Source organism: Kribbella monticola (genome assembly GCF_003261635.1).
GTDB classification, from domain to species: Bacteria; Actinomycetota; Actinomycetes; order Propionibacteriales; family Kribbellaceae; genus Kribbella; species Kribbella monticola.
The window spans coordinates 129,232-142,928 of record NZ_QFXK01000038.1 but is presented as its reverse complement, the minus strand read 5'-3'; the positions used below and the strand labels follow the sequence as shown (position 1 = coordinate 142,928).

17 protein-coding genes and 1 tRNA gene are annotated in these 13,697 nt (G+C 67.9%); 9 read left to right on the top strand and 9 right to left on the bottom strand.

The window, feature by feature from the left end; genetic code table 11:
- Positions 1-59: 59 nt before the first annotated feature.
- Both DIZ26_RS30880 and DIZ26_RS30875 read right to left on the bottom strand, forming a co-directional pair.
- Complete coding sequence (locus tag DIZ26_RS30880) at positions 60-731, bottom strand: GAF and ANTAR domain-containing protein (RefSeq protein WP_198676371.1); 672 nt, start codon at positions 729-731, stop codon at positions 60-62.
- 542 nt (positions 732-1,273) lie between these two features.
- Positions 1,274-1,534 carry a nuclear transport factor 2-like protein gene (locus DIZ26_RS30875; protein WP_112247946.1) on the bottom strand — a complete coding sequence of 87 codons (261 nt, stop codon included), beginning with the start codon at positions 1,532-1,534 and terminating at the stop codon, positions 1,274-1,276.
- A 46-nt stretch (positions 1,535-1,580) separates the two neighbouring features.
- Here DIZ26_RS30875 and DIZ26_RS30870 point away from each other — a divergent pair, with 46 nt between their 5' ends.
- Positions 1,581-1,865, top strand: coding sequence for an SbtR family transcriptional regulator (locus tag DIZ26_RS30870; RefSeq protein WP_112247945.1), 285 nt, complete (start codon positions 1,581-1,583; stop codon positions 1,863-1,865).
- Between the two features lie 198 nt (positions 1,866-2,063).
- Here the strand turns inward: DIZ26_RS30870 and DIZ26_RS30865 are convergent, their stop codons facing one another.
- A complete protein-coding gene (locus DIZ26_RS30865) occupies positions 2,064-2,972 on the bottom strand; it encodes an NADP-dependent oxidoreductase (RefSeq protein ID WP_112247944.1) in 909 nt (302 codons plus the stop codon).
- A gap of 247 nt (positions 2,973-3,219) precedes the next feature.
- Positions 3,220-3,292: transfer RNA gene (locus tag DIZ26_RS30860), tRNA-Lys, on the bottom strand.
- A gap of 222 nt (positions 3,293-3,514) precedes the next feature.
- Here DIZ26_RS30860 and DIZ26_RS30855 point away from each other — a divergent pair.
- The 4 genes from DIZ26_RS30855 to DIZ26_RS30840 all read left to right on the top strand — a co-directional run bounded on the left by DIZ26_RS30855 (position 3,515) and on the right by DIZ26_RS30840 (position 6,135).
- Positions 3,515-3,916 carry a DoxX family protein gene (locus DIZ26_RS30855; RefSeq protein ID WP_112247943.1) on the top strand — a complete coding sequence of 134 codons (402 nt, stop codon included), beginning with the start codon at positions 3,515-3,517 and terminating at the stop codon, positions 3,914-3,916.
- A gap of 54 nt (positions 3,917-3,970) precedes the next feature.
- Positions 3,971-4,480: a sigma-70 family RNA polymerase sigma factor gene (locus DIZ26_RS30850; protein WP_112247942.1), complete on the top strand. Its 510-nt coding sequence runs from the start codon at positions 3,971-3,973 to the stop codon at positions 4,478-4,480.
- Positions 4,477-5,133 (top strand): anti-sigma factor family protein, encoded by a 657-nt coding sequence (locus DIZ26_RS30845; RefSeq protein WP_112247941.1) that lies wholly within the window; start codon positions 4,477-4,479, stop codon positions 5,131-5,133. Before DIZ26_RS30850 ends, DIZ26_RS30845 begins: the two co-directional genes overlap by 4 nt.
- A 327-nt stretch (positions 5,134-5,460) precedes the next feature.
- A complete protein-coding gene (locus DIZ26_RS30840) occupies positions 5,461-6,135 on the top strand; it encodes an ANTAR domain-containing protein (RefSeq protein WP_112247940.1) in 675 nt (224 codons plus the stop codon).
- A 187-nt stretch (positions 6,136-6,322) separates the two neighbouring features.
- Here the strand turns inward: DIZ26_RS30840 and DIZ26_RS30835 are convergent, their stop codons facing one another.
- Positions 6,323-6,562 carry a hypothetical protein gene (locus tag DIZ26_RS30835; RefSeq protein WP_112247939.1) on the bottom strand — a complete coding sequence of 80 codons (240 nt, stop codon included), beginning with the start codon at positions 6,560-6,562 and terminating at the stop codon, positions 6,323-6,325.
- A 97-nt stretch (positions 6,563-6,659) separates the two neighbouring features.
- Positions 6,660-7,367: an ArsR/SmtB family transcription factor gene (locus tag DIZ26_RS30830; RefSeq protein ID WP_112247938.1), complete on the bottom strand. Its 708-nt coding sequence runs from the start codon at positions 7,365-7,367 to the stop codon at positions 6,660-6,662.
- A gap of 65 nt (positions 7,368-7,432) precedes the next feature.
- Here DIZ26_RS30830 and DIZ26_RS30825 point away from each other — a divergent pair, with 65 nt between their 5' ends.
- A complete protein-coding gene (locus DIZ26_RS30825; RefSeq protein WP_112247937.1) occupies positions 7,433-8,068 on the top strand; it encodes a flavin reductase family protein in 636 nt (211 codons plus the stop codon).
- Between the two features lie 86 nt (positions 8,069-8,154).
- The gene (locus tag DIZ26_RS30820) at positions 8,155-8,550 is read left to right on the top strand and encodes a RidA family protein (RefSeq protein ID WP_112247936.1); all 396 of its coding nucleotides are present in this window, start codon (positions 8,155-8,157) and stop codon (positions 8,548-8,550) included.
- Here the strand turns inward: DIZ26_RS30820 and DIZ26_RS30815 are convergent.
- Together DIZ26_RS30815 and DIZ26_RS30810 are read right to left on the bottom strand one after the other, a co-directional pair.
- On the bottom strand, positions 8,547-9,440 hold the full coding sequence (locus DIZ26_RS30815; RefSeq protein WP_112247935.1) for a serine hydrolase: 894 nt from the start codon (positions 9,438-9,440) through the stop codon (positions 8,547-8,549). The two genes, DIZ26_RS30820 and DIZ26_RS30815, sit on opposite strands and share 4 nt — an antisense overlap.
- Positions 9,437-10,318: a LysR family transcriptional regulator gene (locus DIZ26_RS30810; protein ID WP_112247934.1), complete on the bottom strand. Its 882-nt coding sequence runs from the start codon at positions 10,316-10,318 to the stop codon at positions 9,437-9,439. Before DIZ26_RS30810 ends, DIZ26_RS30815 begins: the two co-directional genes overlap by 4 nt.
- Before the next feature lie 131 nt (positions 10,319-10,449).
- On the opposite strand from DIZ26_RS30810, the gene DIZ26_RS30805 reads away from it, so the two are divergent.
- Positions 10,450-11,400 carry an MBL fold metallo-hydrolase gene (locus tag DIZ26_RS30805; RefSeq protein WP_112247933.1) on the top strand — a complete coding sequence of 317 codons (951 nt, stop codon included), beginning with the start codon at positions 10,450-10,452 and terminating at the stop codon, positions 11,398-11,400.
- 54 nt (positions 11,401-11,454) lie between these two features.
- Here DIZ26_RS30805 and DIZ26_RS30800 read toward each other — a convergent pair whose 3' ends face one another.
- Positions 11,455-12,231 carry a GntR family transcriptional regulator gene (locus DIZ26_RS30800; protein WP_112247932.1) on the bottom strand — a complete coding sequence of 259 codons (777 nt, stop codon included), beginning with the start codon at positions 12,229-12,231 and terminating at the stop codon, positions 11,455-11,457.
- Between the two features lie 303 nt (positions 12,232-12,534).
- On the opposite strand from DIZ26_RS30800, the gene DIZ26_RS38445 reads away from it, so the two are divergent.
- The gene (locus DIZ26_RS38445; RefSeq protein ID WP_232828720.1) at positions 12,535-13,665 is read left to right on the top strand and encodes a YeiH family protein; all 1,131 of its coding nucleotides are present in this window, start codon (positions 12,535-12,537) and stop codon (positions 13,663-13,665) included.
- Positions 13,666-13,697 lie beyond the last annotated feature (32 nt).

Below are 13,697 nucleotides of genomic sequence, written 5' to 3'. Positions count from 1 at the left end.
AGTTGAAGCGGATGGCTTCTTCCACTGAACCGTCAAGGTCTCGGGCGGAGCGCGAACTACTACTGCGGGAGATTGCCGGTCTCGATGACGTGGAGAGCGACCGTGCGTAGGCGCTCGTTGCGGGTTTGGGAGTAGCGCTGAAGTACGCCGAAAGCGTGGATGGCGTCGAGGCCGTACCGCTCCATCAGCCGCCCGACCGCCTGGCCGACTTCCTTGCGCGAGTCGATAGCTTGACGCAGGTTGGCCTCAACCTGAGCCGAGCAGATCGCGATTGAGGCGTGCAGTGCGAGCAAGTGGGCTGCTTGACGGTCGCTCTCGTTGAAGATGAATGGTTCCGAGGAGACCAGGTTCAGGGCGCCGCTCGTGGTGTGCGTGGTGAACAGCCGGATCGCCAGCGCACTGCGAATTCCGTTGGCGGCGGCGGTTGGTGCCCACTTGGGCCAGCGGAGCTCGGTGGTGGTGTCCTCGACCAGCACATCGTCGTGATCGGTGATGGCCAGCAGGCTCGGCCCCTCGCCGAGGTCGATCTGGAACTGGTCCGCGGCGGTGATCAACTCGTCGGTTGCGGCAATGGTTTGCGCGTGCTTGCGGTGCATCAGCAGCACGGAGGCGTGGTCGTAGTGCAGTACTTCGACCGCGAACTGCAGGACGCCTTCGACTGTGCCCAGAACGGTGCTCTGGTTGTGCAGGCTCATCGCCAGCTCGCCGAAATCGCCGGCTTGGTCGGTCATCCGTCTTCTCCTCGCGCAGACAGGGTGCGGTGGCCAAGGTGTGGAGCTTGCACTAGAACCCATTCTTGTATCAGCGCCGACGTGGAACCGTGTACCGACACTTTGTCACGGGGCAGTTGACCGCGAAACAGGACGGCCGCCCGCGCTGTTAGCTCAACGCGTGCGACCTGAGCCGACCAGCAGTCTCGAGCCCAAATAGCCAACTTGAAGCGACCGGTGCCCTCCGATCCGCCATGGAAACTCCCGTCTCGCCGCTTGAGACCCAACCGTGAGGCGAGCAGGTTCGAATGCCGGTCTCGATGATGGCGCGTTCTCGTCGTGATCCAGCAATGCGCGGCTGGTGCTCGGCCGCTTCGGCAATCCCACGATCTCCGACACCCACTGTCCCCAATAGACGCGGTCAGCCTCAGCCCAACGCCTGCACCCTGGCATACGTGTTTTGGTATTCACGCCAGCCCGCGATCTTGCCGTCCCGCACTCGCAGTACACCGACGAATTGCCCAGCAGCTTGCTCACCGGTGACAGGGTGCGCACCCGCCAGCTCATACTCCAGTACGGCGATCTCTGGGGCCGTCGTCTCGTACACGACCAACGGCGTAAACCGGTCGAACCGCACCGGGGTATCCCGCGCGCGCCGGCACCGCGAACGCCAGCCACTCCTCGCGCCCATCCCACCGCGCCGGACCGCCCGCCGCGAACGGCGCTTCGATCACCACATCGTCGGCCAGCAGGTCGTCCATCGCAGCTCGATCGCCGGTCCAGCTCCGGCCGAGACTCTCGATGATCATCCACAGATCAGTCATGACGACCTCCAAAAATGAGTGTCCACTCAGGTTGTCGCGGACTACAGTGAGTGTCTTCGATGCCGTCGTCGACGAAGCCGTCCGGACCAGGATGGTCGTTATCACACTCGGCGATCCAGGGCTGGACATCGGCGACGCGCTGCAGAGTCTGACCGACAGCGTCGCGCAACTGCTCGATCAGGCGAAGGCGACCGGCGCAGCCCGGCCAACCGCACAGGTCGATGAGGTGATGGCGCTACTGACGGCAGCGACGTACGCCGCCCAGCAAGCATCCTGGACGGCAGACCTCCGTCAGCGCACGCTGGCCGTGATTCTCCGCGGCCTCAAGTAGCGGCTCACAAAGCAACGCCGACTTCGATCCGCTCAAGCCGACCGCCTGGAGTGCCGAGGATTTTCTGGGCTACCTGCCACCAGAAACAATGACCGCGGCCGTTTCGCGGGAGATGATCCACGGCATGCCGCCGAAATTGACTGTCGTTTAGGCCGCTTTCGGTCCTACGGCGTACCGGTAAAAGGACGGTTGATTCATTCATTTCACCGTGATGATGATCCTGTCGCGTGTGCGCTCTGTGAAGGCGGCGGGGGCGTCGGCCAGGTCGCGGACGGCCGTGACGAGCGGTGTGAGCCTCCCATCGCGCAGGCGAGCAGCCAACTGGGCCGTCTGTTCGCGATGGGGCTCGACGACGAAGAAGATCGCCCTGCCGTTGGCAGGGTGGACGGTTGGCGGCGCGGCAACGGTGACGAGGGTGCCGCCGGGGCGCAACAGCGCGGTGGAGCGGTCGAGGATCTCGCCGCCGATCACGTCGAACACCACGTCGACCTCGCCGGCGTCCTCGAGGCGCTCGCTGTCCAGGTCGAGGAACTCATGGGCGCCCAGTGTGCCGGCCAGATCCCGGTCGGCGGCCCGGCCAGTGCCGATGATGTGGGCTCCGATCTCGCGCGCCAGTTGTACGGCGACCGAGCCGACCGAGCCGCCGGCGCCATGAATAAGGACGGTCTGGCCCGCTTCGAGATGACCGTGGTCGAACAGCGCCTGCCAAGCCGTCAGCCCCGGCATCACCACAGCCGCTGCGGTCGTGTGGTCGACGTCGGCTGGCAGCGGTGCCAGGTTGCGAGCCTCAACGGCGGTGTACCCGGCGAGTGAACCGTTGCGGGCCCAGTCGGTCAGCCCGAAGACTCGCTGCCCGATCGTGAGGCCGGTCGTTCCGTAGCCCAACTCGACAACTACGCCGGACACCTCGTGGCCGAGGACACTCGGTGTGCGATCACGCCCCGCACGGTCGGTCCAGGTACTAGGCCACTCCGGCTCGCCCCGAAGAAACCCGGCGGCGTGAACCTGCACGACAACGTCATTCTCGGCAGCGCTAGGAGACGGCAGCTCGGTCAGAGACAACCCATAACCGTCGGCCTCCCGGTCCCGGACAGTGATGGCACGCATGAGAATCCTTCGCAGTCGTCGTTTGTGATGCCTCCCCTCGACCGTAGGCACCCGCCCCACGCAACCACTGGTCCATTCAGAAGCAGTTTCGATGGGCCACTGGGCGGCTCAGCGATCGCCTGAGCGAACCGGCAGAACCCGCACCCGACCGCGAGCCGCGACGGAGGAGCGGCGGACTGGGGTGGGTGGGTCGAGCGCCGACGGAGGAGGCGCGACGCGGGCGTACTTCCCCGGCGTACGAGATGCGTAGGCCCCGTCGGACTCGAACCGACAACCCGCGGATTAAAAGTCCGCTGCTCTGCCAATTGAGCTAGAGGCCCCTGGGTGGTGGGGACAGTGTGTCAGGTTGGGGGGTGGTTTGGCTCGTTGGGGTGGTCTAGCGGGTCGGAGGGTGGGATGTCAATGGATTCGGAGGGTGATTAAAAGATTACGGACGGTTGAACCGGATGGTGGGGTGGTTCGTTCCTGCGGGAGAAGGGCGCTGCTGGGCGGGTGAGGCCGGCCGGTGGCGTTGAACCCGTCCGTTCACCTGAGGAGTGAGTATGGAGCGCTGGCGTCACGAGGTACTGGGGTTGTTCCGGATCGTGGTGGGATTCTTGTTCGCCACCCATGGAGCTGCCGCGTTGTTCGGGGTGCTCGGAGTCGCGAAGATCGAGCCGATGGTCTGGCCGGGGTGGTGGGCTTCGGTGATCCAGGCGGTCGGTGGACTGTCCGTGATGCTCGGGTTGGGGACGCGGTACGCCGCGTTGCTGTGCTCCGGGTCGATGGCCTACGCCTATTTCACCGTGCACCAGAAGGACGCGCTGCTGCCTGTGCAGAATGGCGGCGAGAAGGCGGCGTTGTTCGCGTTCGCGTTCCTGCTGATCGCGTTCCTCGGGTCGGGGGCGTGGGCTCTGGAGAGCAGTCTTCAGCGCAACCGTGAACTGGTTGCTACGGCAGACTGACCCGACTGACCAAGAATCGAAGCCGCACCGACGATGACAGAAGCGGGAGCGCCGATGGCCGACGACCGGGCGGCGCTGTTGCGTGAGTTGCACGATGTGCACGCGCCTTCGTTGTGGCGGTTCGTGGTCCGGCTGACGGGAGACGACCGGTTCGCCGAGGACGTCGTTCAGGAGACGCTGCTGCGCGCTTGGCGCCGGCCGCAGATCCTGACCGAGGACGAGGCGGGGGCCCGGGCCTGGCTGTTCACGGTGGCGCGCAATCTGGTCATCGATGATCGGCGCAGTGCCCGGGTCAACCGGGAGGTGGCCAGTGACGACCTGCCTGAGCGACCGAGCGCCGACCACGCGAACGCAGTACTGGATGCGTGGTTGGTGTCCGATTCGCTCGCGCAGTTGTCGCATGACCATCGGCAGGTGATCGTGCGCGCGTACTACGGACGTCGCACGGTCACCGACATCGCCGAGGAGCTCGACATCCCGGCCGGGACGGTCAAGTCGCGGTTGCACTACGGGTTGCGGGCGCTGAGGCTGGCGTTGCAGGAGAGGGGGGTGACGAAGGAATGAGCGATCCGTACCGCGAGTGGGATGCGGCGTACCTGCTCGGCGCCTTGTCGGCGCAGGAGAGACGCGAGTACGAGGAGCATCTGCGCGCCTGCCCGGATTGCGCCGAAGAGGTGGCCTCGCTGGCCGACGTGCCGAGCACGCTCAAGGCCCTGCCGGACGACCGGGCGCTAGCGACGATCAGCCCGCCGAACCTGCTGCCGGGGCTGGTCCGGGCTGCCCGCAAGGACGGCCGGCGCCGCAAGCTGCGGCTAGCCGGACTGATCGCCGCGACTGCCGCCACCGCTGCCGCGGTCGGCGCGGTGGTGGCGGTGCCGCTGGCCGGGAACGAGCCGTCGGGCGACTACGTGGTGCTGGCGAAGACGGTGGCGAGCAAGTTGTCGGCCGACGCGCGGCTGGTCGACGAGCGGTGGGGCACGACGATCGAGATCAGCTGCCGGTACGACGAACTGGCGACGCCGAGTGAGCGCGCCCGGGGGTACGAGCTGTTCGTGACCGACGAGTCCGGAAAGGCGACGCTGATCGCCAGCTGGACCGCTGCCCCCGGTACGACGGTGAAGCCGGCCGCCACCACCAAGCTGCACCGCGGCGAGATCCGGGCGCTCGACATCCGGAGTTCGGAGACCGGCCGGATCCTCCTCGCCGTGCATTTCTGAGTGTTCGCTGAAGTCAGGGGTCGCGGCAACGAATGGGCACCACCGTTTAGGGCACCAGTGAGGTCAGGAGTGACCGGTCGCTCGAGAGGCCGTTCAATCCAGGTCCCGGCGTCCAGACACGTGCGTCGGGATCGCCCCTTTCCAGACCACTTTTCAGATCAGTTTCCAGACGGCTTTCCGGGCCGCCGCGCTGAACGCCCGGGTGTTAAAGTTCAACTCGGTTGGGAAGTCAGCCGGCGACGGAGCATGCCGCCACGAGCGGTTCCGAACCCCTGAGGACCAGATCCCCGTGACGACAGTGCCTCTGCCTTTCCCGGACAAGGCAGCGTGAAGGACGGCTTTGCCCAGGATCTGGCCCGGATGGCGCAGGTCCTGCATGACCAGCCTGACGTCGAGCAGACCGCCGAACGATTCCTCGAGTTCGTGCTGACCGCGCTCGCCACCAACCACGCCAGCGTCGTGCTGACCCAGCGCGCGGGCCGGCTCGAGCCGGCGGTCAGTACCGACGCCCTGGTCGAGGAGGCCGACCGGCTGCAGGTGGAACTCGGCGAAGGACCGGCGTACGACGCGGTCCAGGAGGAGCGGAGCGTGCTGAGCGGGAACGCGGCCGCCGACGAGCGCTGGCCTCGATGGTCGGCCGAGATGACCGAGGTCGCCCTGCGGAGCGTGTTGTCGGTCCGGCTCCGGACGCCGACCCGGACGGTCGGCGTACTGAATCTCTTCGATCCGGCGACCGACCGGTTCGGCGAGTCCGACGACGTGACGGCTCAGATGTACGCCGATCATGCCGCCGTCGCGGTGGCGAACGCCCGCAGCGAGTCCAGCCTGTGGGAGGCGATCGACTCGCGGCGGCTGGTCGGCCAGGCGCAGGGGATCTTGATGGAGCGGTTCGGCCTGACCGACGAGCAGGCGTTCGCAGTACTGCGCAGGTACTCGCAGGACAACAACGTGCGGTTGCGGGAGGTGGCCGAGCGGCTGATCCGGACGAGGAAACTTTCCTGATTCGTGTAACACCTGGGGTGTGATCACCGATACACCGTGTGTAACGCCACTGAGGATCCCGCCCCAGGTCAACCGCCCGAAGGGCCTGGGGCGGGGTTCTCGTCTGTCGCTCGAGGCGCCCCGACCTTGTCGTTACGCGCGAAGGCCCCCTGGAGATCTCCAGGGGGCCTTCGCGCTGTGCCTCCTCCTACGACGCTCGCTCAGTCGGCCGGTCCGACTCCGGCAGAGCGATCCGGTCCGCCGGCAGGCGTTCCGTCCGTTCCGTACCGTCGTCGGCCTCGTACTGCACCGTGCCGGTCCATCCCGTCTCCTCGTGCTCGCGGCCGATCAGCCAGCCGCGGTACCAGCGGCCGTCCACCAGGACGACCACATGGCTGGGCAAGGAGAGACGGGACACCAACTCGGTGTCGGGCTCGAAACCAGTCATGGCCGAAGGGTAGGCCGAATCCGCGCGGAATGCTCATCCGCTGCGTGTCCCGGCCGGCGATCTCACGCCCTGGCGGGAACGGCGGATTTTTCCCGGCTCAGCCTCGGGACAGTAGATCTCGTACGACGCCCGCGGGTAACCCGAGATCGCGCACCGATCCGGTCACCTTGAGTGCACGGCCACCCGTGATGTGTGTCACCCAGCCTTGTTTCAAAGCGTGTTCGCACAACGCCGCACCCACCCGGCCGGCCAGGTGCGGCCGCCGCTCGGTCACGTCGAGGCACGACCGGACCAACGGCCGGCCGCGGCCGGGGTCGACCTGGATGCCGAGGTTCTCCAGCCAGCGTTGACCTTCCGTGGTCAACGCGACACCGTCGGACCAGTCGAGCAACCCGCGCTCGGTCATCGCGTCGGTCAAGGCGACCCCGAGTCTCCCTGCGAGGTGGTCGTAGCAGGTGCGGGCGCGGGCGAACGCGTCCCGCTTGCTCGCCGCCGCGAGGCTGGTGGCAATTTCCGTACGCCGAGGCGCCAGCGCCGCCAGTCCTTCCAGCAGCTCAGCCGTCTCGGGTCCGGCCAGCTTCACATAGCGGTGCCGCCCTTGCCGTACTTCGGTGAGCAGGCCGCCGGCCACCAGCACGTTCAGGTGTTCGCTGATCGTCGGCCGCGAAACGCCTGCCAGCCGGGCGAGTTCGGTCGCCGTCCACGCCCGTCCGTCGAGCAGCGCGAGGCACGCCGTGGCGCGGGTGCCGTCGGCGAGCATCCGTGCCCAGGACGCAAGCTCCTGGCCTTCGCTGGCGATGTTCACCCCACCATCCTGCCTCGCGGATGGTTCGGCGGGCACCGAAGCATCTCGCTCCTAGCGTCGAACGCATGGCTCATCTCACCATCGAACCGTCCATCCTGTACGTCGGAACGCCGGTCGAGCTGTTGTCGACGGAGAACCCCGACGGCACCTTCAACCTCGCCCCGATGTCGTCGGCCTGGTCCCTTGGGGATGTGGTCGTCCTCGGCCTCGGCAAGGAGGGGCAGACGGCTGGCAATCTGCGGGAACGACCTGACCTGGTGATCAACTTCCCGTCACCCGAGTTGTGGCAAAACGTCGAGCGGATCGCCGGCTGCACCGGTCGCGACCCGGTCCCGGCGGCGAAGCAGGACCGGTTCCGCTACGAGCCGGCCAAGTTCGAGACGGCCGGGCTGACGCCGGTCCGGGCCGAGTTGGTCCGCCCACCGCGGGTCGCCGAATGCCCCCTACAGTTCGAGGCGCGCGCGGACGACGTACAACTGGATGCCGGGGGCAACTTCTACATCGTCCAGGCAAAGGTCTTGCGAGTCCACGCTGACGAGCGCGTCGTCGTACCGGGCACCTCGTACGTCGATCCCGGCGCCTGGTCGCCCTTGATCTACAACTTCCGCCACTACTTCGGCCTGGGCCCCGAACTCGGCGAGTCCTTCAGAACCGAGACGCCGCGAGCCCGGGTCGCGGCCGGCGCCAGTGGCCATTCCTGAGCGGCATGCCGGGTATGCGAAGTATGTGGTGGTGCGGGGCGAGTGGGTCGGCGAGGATGGGGGTCTGATCGACTCTGGAGGAATCCTTGACGAATCTCTCGTATCCGAAGCCCGAAGATGTTGCTCCAGGCAACGGTTATAGCCATGTGGTGACCGGGCCGGGACGCTGGGTGGCGATCGCCGGGCAGGTCGCGCTGGATGCCGACGGCAACCTGGTCGGCGACGGCGATCCAGCAGCGCAGGCGAAGCAGATCTTCACCAACCTGGAGCGCTGTCTCGCCGCTGCCGGAGCGACCTTCGCCGACGTGGTGAAGTTCGGCGTCTATGTCACCGACATCGCGTTCCTGCCGGTCATCCGGTCCGTGCGCGATACCCACATCGACACGGCCAACCCACCGGCCAGTACTGCGGTGCAGGTGGTCTCGTTGTTCAGCCCCGAGGCGCTGATCGAGATCGAGGCCTTCGCGGTGGTGAACGACTAGCGCAACAGATCGACCGCGACCCGGGCGGCCTCGCCGATGGCGGCGTCGACCCGGGGAAGGCGGCTGTCGCTTCGCGCGGCGAGGGTGAGTACGGCGACGGCGTACGCGTCCCCTCCGGGCAAGGTCACCACGGCGGCCTCGTGCCGGAGCGCCCCGAAGGTGCCGGTCTTCCCGGCGACGCGCACCCCGTCGTACGGGAATCCCGCGGCGATCCGGTGCTGGAAGATCTGACGTTCCATCGTGGTTCGGGCGAAGTGGGTTTGTTCGGCCGAAAGCAGGTCGCCGGTCCACAGCCGGCTCAGGAGCCGGGTGAGCTCGCGAGCGGTGCCGGACGACGCGTTGGCGGCTTCGTAGACGCCGGGCGGATCGGTCCGGTCGTTGTCCGCCAGTACTGCGAGCGCCGCGTCGGCGTCAGGTGCGCCCGTACTGCGCTGCAGCGCCCGGAGGTTGTCGGCGGCTCCGCGTCGGATCCGGGTCCGGGTCAGGCCGAGCTCGCCCAGGATGGTCCCGAGCCGGTCGAGACCGACGTGGTCGAGGAGCGCGTCCGCCGCGGCGTTGTCGGAGACCGTCATCATCAAGACGGCGAGGTCGCGCCGCGAGATCGTGATCGGATCGGCCAGCAAGGAAAGGCCGGTCGGACCAGGAGTCCTTGCTTCAGGCAACAGAGTGACCTGCTCGCGTGGGTCCAACCGGCCTTGGTCGACGAGCTGGCAAAAGCCCACGAGCAGGGGCAACTTGTAGACCGACGCCAGCGGTACTACGGCGTCGGAGTCGATCTCGATGGTCTCGTGCGGTCGGTCGAGCGGGGTCGCGTGCAGCCAGCCGCGAACGCCGGCGTCTTCGAAGATCGCCCGGATCCGGCCGGTGGACTGCGCTTCGGTGGCGTTCATGAGGCGGCCAGCGCCTTCGTCAGGTGGGGAATGACCTCGGCGGGGAGCGCGGACGGCGTACGGGACTGGGGCCAGACCAGGCGGAGCCGGACTGGGAGTGGATCGTCGACCAGGCGGTGGCGGCCGACGCCTGCCGCTTCCAGCTGAGGGTCGGCGGTCACCAGAATCGCCTGTCCGGCTGCAGCCATTGCCAGCCCTGCGCGCTCGTCTGTGACCACTACCGTGCCGCCGGTCGGGCGGTGCAGAGCAAGTGTGTCGAGGAACAGGTCGCGCGCCGCGGGTGCCTCGGCGCGCGGTCGGACCGCTACCGGGAGCCCGCTGAGCTTTCCGAGGCGCAGTGGATCGCCGTCGTCCGGTACGAGCGAAGTCGGTACCAGAGCCCACGTCGGCAGCAGTGTGACTGGCCCGGCTTGCAGTCCGTCCAGCACTGCAGGATGCAGTACTGCGGCCAGCCCGAGCCGCCCGCTCGCTACGGCAGCCACCAGCGAGCTTGTGGGAGCTGTCACGACGGAGACTCGCGTACTACGAAGGGCCTCGGTGCAGGCGGCCGCTACTGCGGCACCGACGGCCGCGGGGACTTCAGGCGCCAGGCCGAGGCGTAGCTCGGGTGCCTCTGGGTCCTGGGCGCTCGCCGCCTGGTGGAACTCTTCGAACGAGTTCAGGGCGCGGCGGGCGAAGGGAAGGAGGGCCGCGCCGGCGGGGGTGAGTTCGACCTGCCCGGGGCCGCGCTCGAACAGCTTGGCGCCGACCAGAGCCTCCAGTCGGCGCAGGCCCTGGGATAACGGTGGCTGGGTGATGCCGACGACTCGGGCTGCGTCGCCGAAGTGTCGTTCGTCGGCGATCGCCACAAAGATCTGCAGGTGCCGTTCAGTCAGCATGACCTGGCTGACCTGCGTCGATATCACCAGCGGATCGGTTCATGTTTAAGAGCATATTCGACATGAACCGTCGTCGGCACTTTGACTGAGGACCGCTTGCCGGGCAGGCCGGCGGGCGGGAGGAGGCGAGAATGTCGGTCAGTCGGAGACGGGTCCTGCTAGGTGGAACGGCGGCGACTGCAGCGGCGGTGGCCGGAGCGGCCGGAGTACGGGCTGCTGAAGGCGCCGATGCCGCAACGGGATCGGCAGCTCGAGTCAGCGGTGGGGCGCGGGAGCCGGTGGAGTTCACGTGGTGGGGGAATCACGCTTGGCAGATCCGGTGCGGGAAGTACGTCGTACTGACTGATCCCTGGTTGACGCGGTTTCACACCGGGACGTATTCGGCCGCGGGTGCCGATTCGGCGACGCGGATCGTGAGCTCGCCGGCCGTGATCGACCGCTACGTGACCGCGGCCGACGCGATCCTCGTGCATCACGGTCACTACGACCATCTCCCCGATGTGCCGTACGTCGCGCGCAAGACGGGCGCGACCGTACTCGGCAACGAGAGCCACCTGAACCTTCTCCGGGCTCTCCGTGCGCCGGCGGACCAGCTGTCGCAGGTGTCGGGTGGTGAGTATCTGCCGTTCGAAGGGTTCACGGTCGAGGTGTTCCGGTCGGTGCATTCTTGTGGCGGGAAGCGGCATCAGTTCGCCTTCCCCGGGACGCGGCCGGGCGCAGTACCGGCCAGGCCGCGGACGATCGCCGATCTTGTCGAGGGCGGGACGTTGGCCTATGTACTGACCATCGGTGGGCTGCGGATCTTGAGTCTCAGTACTGCGGGGTTCGATCCCGGGGCGCTGCGCGATCTGCAAGTCGACGTAGTACTGGCTGCGCCCGGTGGTGAGCCGGGTGTCACCGATCGGCTGCTGGCGACGCTCAAGCCGGTGAAGACGGTGATCGCCACGCACTGGGACGACTTCGACCAACCTCTGGACAAGCCGGCCGTCGACTGGGGCGGCCTCAGCAAACTCCGTACGTCGGTAGCCACCGCCGGGGCCGAATTCGTCGTGGTCGACCATCTCCAGTCCACCACGCTCTGACCGAGGGGGCCGCGTGGCTGGCGGTGGCGACCTGGCCCTCGGTCACGTCCTCGGTCAGGGGAGCGAGGTGGCGGTGGTGGCGGGGGTCAGGCGGTAACCCTGGTGGGCGGAGAACTCGGCGGCGAGGGCGAAGCGGTCGCCGCGGACGACGGTGTGGCGCCATTCGATCTTGCGGCCCTGAGCGTGCCCGAGGCGGTTGATCGAGAAGGCTGCGGCGTCGGCGGGGCAATGGAGGAGGGCGCGCTCGGCCGGGGTGGGGTTGACCGCGCGGATGTCTTCGCGGCCGTGGTCGAGGCGGAGGCCGGTGCGCTCGGCGAGCTCGTTGTAGAGGCTGGTGTGGCTGAAGTCGGCGTCGAGCAGTCCTTCAGCGACGGCCTTCGGCAGCCAGACCCGGTCGAGCGCCAGCGGTTCGTCGCCGGCGAAGCGGACGCGCTCGAGATAGACGAGCGGGCTCGATGCTTCGAGGTCGAGGCGGCTCGCGATCACGCCGTCGGCGCGGACGTCCAAGGCGCGTACGACGCTGTGCTGGGGGAGGCCGGATGCTTCGACCGAGGAGAACAGGCTGTACAGCGCGCCCATCGGCTGACGGATCTCCGGGGTGGTCGCGACGCGTGGTTGGCGGCCGCGCTCGGCGACGATCAGCCCGTCCGCGCGCAGTTTGGCGAGCGCCTGGCGGACGGTGTGGCGGCTGACGGCGTAGTCCTCCACCAGGGCGAGTTCGCCGGGGAACAGGTCGTCGAACTCCCCGGCCCGGAGCCGTCGGACCAGGTCCTGCTGCAACTGCTTCCACAGCGTCTGACCACCACTGCGGTCGAGCCTGCGCTCGGTCATCCGGTCGTCAGCTCCCACTCCTCCAGGGACGGCGCAGCCCGCCGTCTTGCCAAATGTCCGGTCATCTCTTAGCGTAAATGTGCGTACATTTACTCCGGAGAGGTCCGCCGCATGCTGCACGTCGAGGTTAGGTCACCCAAGCACCCCCCGACCCCAACCCCGTCCAGCACCGCAACACCAACCGCGACCGACCGCGACTCCGCCGTGCCGGCGCACGCCGTACCCGCGTCCGTACTTGGTGTTTCCGCCGCTCCTGTCGGGTCTCTTGCCAGGTGGGTGGGGCGATTGCCTGGGGTTGGGGTTGTGGTCGTGTTGGCGGCGGTCGCGGTTGGGCTGGGGCGGTTGGTGCCGGTCGTCGGGGGACCGGTGTTCGGGATCGTGCTCGGCGTACTGGCTGGAGTTGTCGTGCCGGTGTTGCGGCGTGAGCGGTTGCGGCCCGGGTACGAGTTCGCCTCGAAGAATCTGCTGCAGTTGTCGATCGTCGTGCTCGGCACCGGGTTGTCTCTGCAGCAGGTGGTGCGCGTGGGTGGGTCCTCATTGCCGGTGATGCTCGGCACGCTGACCGTCGCACTGGGTGGCGCCTGGGTGTTCGGCCGGCTGCTCGGCGTACGGGGGGATACGCAGACGTTGATCGGAGTCGGTACTGCGATCTGTGGCGGGTCGGCGATCGCCGCCGCGACGGCCGCGATCGGGGCGAAGCGATCGTCGGTGGCGTATGCGCTCGCCACGATCTTCACGTTCAATGTCGTTGCTGTGCTGGCGTTTCCGCCGCTCGGCCATCTTCTCGGGCTCAGCCCGGAAGCCTTCGGCCTCTGGGCCGGTACTGCGATCAACGACACCTCATCGGTCGTCGCGGCCGGCTACGCCTACTCCCAGTCGGCAGGCGACCAGGCGCTCGTCGTCAAGCTGACACGCTCACTCACCCTCGTCCCCATCGTCCTCACCCTGGTCCTCCTCAAGTCCCGCCGAGACGCCCGCACAACGCCCGCCACCGCCGAGTCGACGCACCCCGCGGGCGCCGAGCCGACGACCCTCACCGCCGAGCCGACGCCCCCCACCGCCGAGCCGACGCCCCCCACCGCCGAGCCGACGCCCCCCACCGCCGAGCCGACGCCCCCCACCGCCGGGTCGGCGCAGGTCGACGCGGTCGAGCGGCGGAAGTTGCCCTGGCGGAAGCTGGTGCCGCTGTTCCTGGTCGGCTTCGTCGCGGCCGCGGCACTGAGGAGTGCGGGCCTGGTCCCCGACGCCTGGCAACCGGGCCTGACGCTGACCGGCACCTTCCTGATCACCTGCGCCCTCGCCGCGATCGGCCTCTCGCTCCGCCCCGCCGAACTCCGCGCCGCCGGCCTCCGCCCCCTCCTGCTCGGCGCCATCCTCTGGGTCGCAGTAGCCGCCACCAGCCTGCTCCTGCAGCTCGTCACCAACACCCTCTGACCCGGCGCTGGGTCAGAGGGTGTTGCTGAGCT

Bases quoted from the DNA above. Each gene is read 5' to 3' on its own strand.
- DIZ26_RS30880 (WP_198676371.1), bottom strand. From the start codon at position 731: ATGACCGACCAAGCCGGCGATTTCGGCGAGCTGGCGATGAGCCTGCAC.
- DIZ26_RS30875 (WP_112247946.1), bottom strand. From the start codon at position 1,534: ATGACTGATCTGTGGATGATCATCGAGAGTCTCGGCCGGAGCTGGACC.
- DIZ26_RS30865 (WP_112247944.1), bottom strand. From the start codon at position 2,972: ATGCGTGCCATCACTGTCCGGGACCGGGAGGCCGACGGTTATGGGTTG.
- DIZ26_RS30855 (WP_112247943.1), top strand. From the start codon at position 3,515: ATGGAGCGCTGGCGTCACGAGGTACTGGGGTTGTTCCGGATCGTGGTG.
- DIZ26_RS30850 (WP_112247942.1), top strand. From the start codon at position 3,971: ATGGCCGACGACCGGGCGGCGCTGTTGCGTGAGTTGCACGATGTGCAC.
- DIZ26_RS30845 (WP_112247941.1), top strand. From the start codon at position 4,477: ATGAGCGATCCGTACCGCGAGTGGGATGCGGCGTACCTGCTCGGCGCC.
- DIZ26_RS30835 (WP_112247939.1), bottom strand. From the start codon at position 6,562: ATGACTGGTTTCGAGCCCGACACCGAGTTGGTGTCCCGTCTCTCCTTG.
- DIZ26_RS30825 (WP_112247937.1), top strand. From the start codon at position 7,433: ATGGCTCATCTCACCATCGAACCGTCCATCCTGTACGTCGGAACGCCG.
- DIZ26_RS30815 (WP_112247935.1), bottom strand. From the start codon at position 9,440: ATGAACGCCACCGAAGCGCAGTCCACCGGCCGGATCCGGGCGATCTTC.
- DIZ26_RS30810 (WP_112247934.1), bottom strand. From the start codon at position 10,318: ATGCTGACTGAACGGCACCTGCAGATCTTTGTGGCGATCGCCGACGAA.
- DIZ26_RS30805 (WP_112247933.1), top strand. From the start codon at position 10,450: ATGTCGGTCAGTCGGAGACGGGTCCTGCTAGGTGGAACGGCGGCGACT.
- DIZ26_RS30800 (WP_112247932.1), bottom strand. From the start codon at position 12,231: ATGACCGAGCGCAGGCTCGACCGCAGTGGTGGTCAGACGCTGTGGAAG.